A 6,743-nucleotide genomic window follows, 5' to 3' on the forward strand; every position below is an offset into this window, starting at 1 on the left:
TCGGCGCCGGCTGCTCCGGGTCTCAGCGCTGCCAGGTGTCGAGGGCGTCCACCGCCGCCCGCACGAAGTCGTCCACCAGAGCGGGGTCGCCGCTGGTGCCTTCCCACCCCTCGTCGTGCAGCAGGGTCACCGCGTCGGCCACCCGTACCACGGCGACCTGCGTGGTCGTCGTCTCGCCCTCGACGAGGTCGCCCGGCAGGTTCCGCGCCGGCCGTACCTGGACGACGAGCAGTCCCTCGTCGCCGGCGTCGGGCAACGCCTCGCCGCGGACCTGCACGGTGTCGCCGTTGTCGACGGTGAAGGAGGCGCAGTCGGCGAGGGTCGCCCGGAGCCGCCGGAGGTAGTCCGCCGCGCCGTCACCGGAGAAGGTGAAGATCGTCTGTGCGATCGTGCCGTACGGCACGTTGGAGGGCGGATCGCCGGGCTGCCGGTAGCCGGCCATCATCGCGGCGCTGGCGGTGACCGACCGACCGCCGGTGCCGAACCCGTCGTCGCACAACTCGGGTACCGCGTCGGCGACGGGCATCGTGCGCGGCGGCAGCTTCCGCAACTCCGCGGGCAGTTCGAGAAAGGCCGACTTCGGGATGACCACCGTCGCGTCGGCCGTCGGAGTGGCCGTGGCCGGCTCGGTCGCCACGCTCGACGCCGACGGTGGTGGGGTGGCGGTCGAGCCGGGCTCGCCGGTGGTGCCGGCGCCCCCGCAGCCGGCGACGACCGCGAGGGCGCCGAGCAGGGGCAGCACCAGCGCCGTTCTCGCCAGGCGCGTCCGCCCTGCCTGCTGGTGCACGTGCTGGCTCATCGCGTCGCCTCCACCGTCGGATTGTGGCCTCCTGCCCATCGACGCGCCCGGCAAAACCGACGGCCGGGCGTGTCCCGGGCCGGCACGGAGCCGCCGCGACCGGCGGATCGCCGTACCCGACCGCACGTCGGGCGTCCGAGGCCGGGGAGCGGGCCTGCCCGTTCGAGTACGTGAATCCGTGGTTTCCAATTCGTCACGCAATTTGACCGGGCGTTGCGATGGAGTGCCTCTGATGTTAGCGCGAACATCGCTGCCGCCTGTGACCTCCGCCATGTTGACAATCGACGCAGGGGCGTCGGGTCACCGGTCACGACCCCCGCATTTATCCTGCCTGACCTCGCCATTCACGAGCGATCCGTGGGAGCGCTCCCGGATCCTGTCATTCCGGTCATTCAGGTCGCGACCCGAATGGTAGTGGCGACGACATTCTCCGGTAACCCCGGGCCGTGGCGTGTTCGCTACGTTCAGCACCGGCCGGCGGAAAGCCGGAAAACGACCTGGGAGTGGGAGCATGCGCAGAAAATTGATCCGGCGATTGCTCGCCGGGGTAACTGTGGGGGTGGTGCTGGCGCCGCTCGCCCCGTCGTCCGGGTCCGCGTCCCCGAGCGGGGACGTGGCGTGGACGCCGTGCGAGCAGGACGCGAGCGCCCTGTGCGGCACCCTGGAGGTACCGGTCGACTGGGCCGATCCGGGCGGGCCGACCATCGAGTTGGCGCTGGCCAAGCGGCCGGCGACAGATCCGGCGGTGCGCCGCGGGTCGCTGCTGGTGAACCCGGGCGGTCCGGGCGGCTCCGGTGTCGACTCGGCGCTGTGGGCCACCTACGGCGACGAACTGCGTCGTCATTTCGACATCGTCGGATTCGATCCACGCGGGGTGGCCCGCAGTTCACCGATCATGTGCACTCTCGACCGGATCAACGATTTGCCGGTCGAGCCGATCAAAACATCCAGCGCATTTTCCCGGATGGTCTCGGCGAGCCGGGCGTTGGCCGACGACTGCCGCGCCAACAGTGGGCCGGTATTCGATCACGTGGACACGCTCCAGGTGATCCAGGACATCGACGCGATACGCGCGGCCGTCGGTGACGCCAAGCTGAACTTTCTCGGAATGTCATACGGCACGTTGATGGCCCAGCAGTACGCGGAAATGTATCCGGGCCGCGTCGGCGCCATTGTGGCCGACAGCGTGATGGATCACAGCCAGGACGCGCGCGGGTTCGCCGTCACCCAGGCGGCCACCGGGCAGGATTCGTTCAACGAGTTCGTGGCGGGCTGCTCCCGGTTGCCGCAGTGCGCCCTGTACGGCCGCGACATCCGCCAGTTCTGGCAGCGGCTGCTCGACCGCGCCGCCCGGGGCGAGCTGCCGGATCCGGACGACCACAGCTACAAGATCACCCAGCGGGATCTGGTCAACTTCGTGTTGGGCAATCTCAACTACCAGCCGTACTGGCTGGAGATCGCCGCCGAGCTGGAGCGGGTCGACGCGGGACGGCCCTGGGGGACGTCGGCGGCGGTGGCCCGGGAGGCCGCCGACGAACCGCCGGTCGTGGTGCCCTTCGCGTACCAGGCGGTGCTCTGCCAGGACTGGAACCTGAAGGCGCGTGACGTCACCCAGTGGCGGTCCATCCTCGCCGAGGCCCAGCGCGCCGCACCGGACCTGCCGAACCCGCCCCGGGCGTCGGTCGGCGCGATCTGCCTGGGCTGGCCGACTCCGGCGAACAACCCGCAGCGGCGGATCAACCCGACGAACGGGTCGAAACTGCTGCTGGTCAACTCGCTGCACGATCCGGCGACCGGCTACAACTGGGCGCTCGGTGCCGCCGACCAGTTCGGTGACCACGCCGAACTGCTCACCTACGAGGGCTGGGGACACATCGTGTACGGCCGCGTGAGCTGCGCGGACGAGGCCATCGAGACGTACCTGATCGACCGGGTCGTGCCGGCGGAGGGAACCCGTTGTGCCGCCGCCCCGCCGCCGGGCACGACGTCGGCCCGTGGCCGGGCGCCGAGTCAGGAGTCCGGTCCCGCAGCCCAGCCGCCGGTGCCGCTGCGCGGTGCCCCGTCGCTGCCGACCTGGCTGTTCTAGCTGTCGGGTCCGGGGGTGGCCGGTTCGCCGAGGCGGGCCGACCACCCCCGACCTGGTCGGTACACCCCAGGCCGGAAGGCGTCAGGACAGTTCGTGGATGGTGACCGGGCCGGCGGTGTAGCGGACCGGGGCGAGCCGGGCCAGGTCGGCGGAGACCGGTCCGGCGTTGGTGTCGGCGAGCAACCAGCGCACCCCGTGGGTGTCGCGGAGCCGGGCCAGGTTGGTGGGGGTGGGATCGGTGAAGACCCGTTCGTTGAGGGCGAACAACGCCGGGTCGGGTGCGGGTTGTCGGGGGTAGCCGTGTCCGTCGCGGCCGTGGGCGGCGACGACCTCGTCGGCGTACGCCCAACTCTCGACCAGCGCGCGCCGGCCGCCCAGGCCGGTGACCCAGTAGGCGCGGGCGTCGCAGTGCGGCGTGGTGCGTACGGGTCGGCAGTGCACGTTGGTGGCGACCCGGTCGTCGGGGTCGGTGTGCTCCTGCAGCCAGAGTGCGGCCCGCATCTCGTTCTCGGACACCACGAGCTGCTGGTTGACGGCGCCGAACGGGTCCGCACTGGCGAGCAGGTGCCGCACCGGAATCTCCACTCCGGTGGCGATGCTGGCGCCGAGCAGTGCCGTGACCGTCCCGGCCAGCGCCGACCTGCCGAGCAGCGTGGTCCGCGCCGGGCGGCCCAGCCGGCGGAACAGGGCGGCACGGCGGGCGGTGACGGCGGCCCGGGGCCACGTGAGGAGCAGCGCCTCCACCGCGACGGCGAGCAGTGCGGCCAGGACGATCAGGGCGGCGTACCGGGCAGCCGACCAGCCGAGCGTGGTCATCCAGTCGTTGGCGGTGGCGACGCGTACCGACTCGACGGCCCGCTCCGCCCGGGTCAGCGCGGGCGGCGACCCGAGTGGCGGGGCGAGCAGTTGGGCGAGCAGGCCGAGGAGACCGGCCGTCACGAGCACCGGCCACCGCACCCGGATCCGGGCGAGCAGCCAGCAGGCGAGCAGCGCACCGAACGGGATGACGGGTAACCAGAAGTAGATCTGGCTGGCGGAGGGATGGTAGGTCAGCCAGGCCACCGCGAGGCCGGCGGCGACCGCACCGGTGAACAACCAGGCGATCGGATCGCGTCGGGTCGGTGTGGTCAGCAGCAGCCCGCCAGCCAGCCGGGGCGTCTGCCGCAGCAGCCACGAGCCGAACAGAGCCGCCGCGAGCAGCCACGCGGCCGTTCCGTCCGCCTCGGCCAGGCCCGGCGGCAGCAGCCCGCCGAACTGGGCGCCTTCGTCCGCACCGTAGGTCTGCTGATAAGGCACCAGAAGGCGGATCAGCCCGAAGGGCTGGGCCCGTAGGGTGCCCGCGCCGCCACCGGCGAACAGCCGGTAGCCGACGGCCATGGCAGCGACCAGCGATGCCAGCACCGCGAACACCCGCCACGGCACCCGACGGCGGCGGATCCAGGCGGCCAGCGCGGCGAGCCCGAGGCCGGCGATCAGGGGCGGCAGGGCGCTGGACTTGGCACCCGCGCAGGCCAGGCCGAGCGCCGGAACCAGCACCCAGGCCGGGCCGAGGGCCCGCCCGCGCAGCACCTGGACACAGACGGCGGCGAGCAGCATCAGCAGCGGCAGCGCGTACGTCTGAGAGAGGCTGCCGTACGACAGCGCGCGGGTCCACGGAATGTCCAGCGGCGAGCCGAACGTGGGTGAGGCGCCGAGGTACCCCACGGCGGCGGCCAGCGGACCGACCCACCACGGTCCGGCCAGTTCGCGGATCAGCGCGGCGGCGACCAGCGCGGCGACCCAGGCGACCGGCACCACCCACAGGTGCAGCAGCACCGTGGCCGGCGGCGCGCCGGTGATCATGCTGGCGCTGGCGATGTGCGCGTCGGACAGGTAGTGGTAGCGCAGCGGCTCCCCGGCCAGGTGTGGCAGCTGGAAGGGCATGTCCCGGGTGAGTTCGTGCACCAGTCCGAGGTGGTAGAGCAGATCCGGATAGTAGGCGTAGTCGGCCGGCGGCAGCGGCAACGACCGCCAGTTGGCGTAACCCCACCCGGCGATGAGCAGCAGCACCGCGCAGATCGCCCAGTGCCAGGCCAGCGGTGGCCGCCGACCGGGTCCGGTGCGCCAGTGCCGCCGCAACCGGGGTGCGACCAGGAAGACCACCACCACCGGCAGCGGCCACCAGCGCAGCAGGTGCTGGCCGCCGGTCGCGGCGGCGAGCGCCCAGGCGGCCAGTTCGAGCAGCAGGCCGGTGGCCGCGCCGTAGCCGAGATCCTCGGGCAGGTTGCCCCGGCTGCCGCGCAACGCCCGGTGCACCAGCGTTCCCGGCAGCACCACCGCCAACGTCCAGTAGGCCCCGAACGCCCCGACCTCGGCCACCGGGATGCCGCCGTCCCACCACACGATCGGCAGCACGGCGAGCACGACCAACCAGGGCAGCAGCGTGGCGGACCGACGTAGCGCGTCCGGGCCGCGGGCGGGTGAAGCCGCGTCGGCCCCCGGTGCCGCCGTGGCCTGCGCGGTTGCCGGATCCGGCCCCGCCGGGCCCCGACCGGGCGGTGCCGCCGTTGACACGGCGGACGGTTGCGAGTGGGCGGCGGGCAGCGGTGACTCAGCCACGGACGGCAGCGACCGGACGCGCGTCGGCCGTCCGGTGCTCGGTCCCGGTGGGCCGGTCGTCGGCGGTGTCCGACCCGACGTGAAAGGTCGGCCGGTTCTGCACGGCGGCGTAGATCCGGCCGACGTACTCGCCGAGCAGGCCCAGGCAGACCAACTGCACTCCGCCGAGCAGCAGCACCGCGACGAACAGGGACGTCCAGCCGGGGATGGTCACCCCGCGCAGGTGCCCGATGACGCCGAAGGCCATCAGTGCCAGACAGGCCAGGAAGCTACCCGTGCCCAGCCAGGTGGCCAGCCGCAACGGCGCGGCGGAGAAGTTCGCGACGCTGTCCCAGGCCAGCGCGATCATCCGGGGCAGTGGGTACTTCGTCTGACCGGCGTGCCGGGCCTCGCGCACGTAGCGGACCTCGGCGCTGGGGAAGCCGAGGGCCGGGATCAGCAGCCGGTAGACCGGGTTGTGTTCCGGCAGCCGACGCAGCGTCTGCACCACCTCCCGGCTGACCATCCGGAAGTCGCCCGCCTGGGCCGGCACCTCCGCGCCGACGATCCGCCGCATCAGCCGGTAGTAGATCCGCGCGGTGTGCCGCTTGAAGAAGGTGTCGGTGCTGCGGTCGGCGCGTACCCCGTACACCACGGCGGCGCCCGCCCGGGCCAACCGCAACATCTCGGCGATCGTCTCCGGTGGATCCTGGAGATCGGCGTCGAGGCTGACCACCCACCGTCCGCGAGCCCGGTGCAGGCCGGCGGTCAGCGCCGCCTGATGGCCGCTGTTGCGTCGCAACCGGACGACGCGCAGCTGCGGCCAGTCCCGCGCCCGCGCGGTGAGCAGCGCCACCGTCGCGTCTCGGCTGCCGTCGTCGACGGCCACCACCTCGTAGTCGACGTGCAGGTCGTCGAGCACCGGCCGGAGCCGGGCGACGAGGCCGTCGATCACGGCCTCCTCGTTGTACATCGGCACGACCACGGACAGGGTCGTCTCTCCGGTCACGTCGGATCGCATTGTCTGCCGGCCCCGTCCCACGCAGAGTCCACTTCGAGAGCGCCCGCACAAAGCGAGCAAGCGGTCACCCTTCCCCGGGAAGTTGACTCCCGCCCGGCGCTGGCGTTAACGGCCGGCGAATCCCGCCTGCCGCGTGAATGGTCGGGCCGTCATGTCGGGCAGGGCGGGGCGGTCGCGCCGTGGGGGCCCCCCCCCCGGGGGGGCGCCGGCCGGGCCCGCCGGGGGAGGCGGGGGGGGGGGGCCGGGCGGGGGGACCCGGC

Annotated in this window: 4 protein-coding genes; 1 reads left to right on the forward strand and 3 read right to left on the reverse strand. The window is 72.8% G+C overall.

Annotated elements, in window-relative coordinates; translation table 11 throughout:
• Positions 1 to 22: 22 nt before the first annotated feature.
• Entirely contained in the window at positions 23 to 799 is a 777-nt protein-coding gene (locus tag V5O40_RS23345; protein WP_332907441.1) for a hypothetical protein, read from the reverse strand.
• A gap of 511 nt (positions 800 to 1,310) precedes the next feature.
• Between V5O40_RS23345 and V5O40_RS23350 the strand changes: the two genes are divergently transcribed.
• Positions 1,311 to 2,885, forward strand: a complete 1,575-nt coding sequence (locus V5O40_RS23350) for an alpha/beta hydrolase (RefSeq protein WP_332907442.1) — start codon at positions 1,311 to 1,313, stop codon at positions 2,883 to 2,885.
• A gap of 81 nt (positions 2,886 to 2,966) precedes the next feature.
• Here V5O40_RS23350 and V5O40_RS23355 read toward each other — a convergent pair whose 3' ends face one another.
• Together V5O40_RS23355 and V5O40_RS23360 are read right to left on the reverse strand one after the other, a co-directional pair.
• Positions 2,967 to 5,483, reverse strand: coding sequence for a hypothetical protein (locus V5O40_RS23355; protein ID WP_332907443.1), 2,517 nt, complete (start codon positions 5,481 to 5,483; stop codon positions 2,967 to 2,969).
• A complete protein-coding gene (locus tag V5O40_RS23360; RefSeq protein ID WP_332907444.1) occupies positions 5,476 to 6,471 on the reverse strand; it encodes a glycosyltransferase family 2 protein in 996 nt (331 codons plus the stop codon). The genes V5O40_RS23355 and V5O40_RS23360 overlap by 8 nt, the downstream gene beginning before the upstream one ends.
• Positions 6,472 to 6,743 lie beyond the last annotated feature (272 nt).

Source organism: Micromonospora palythoicola (assembly GCF_036689795.1).
GTDB classification, from domain to species: domain Bacteria; phylum Actinomycetota; class Actinomycetes; order Mycobacteriales; family Micromonosporaceae; genus Micromonospora; species Micromonospora palythoicola.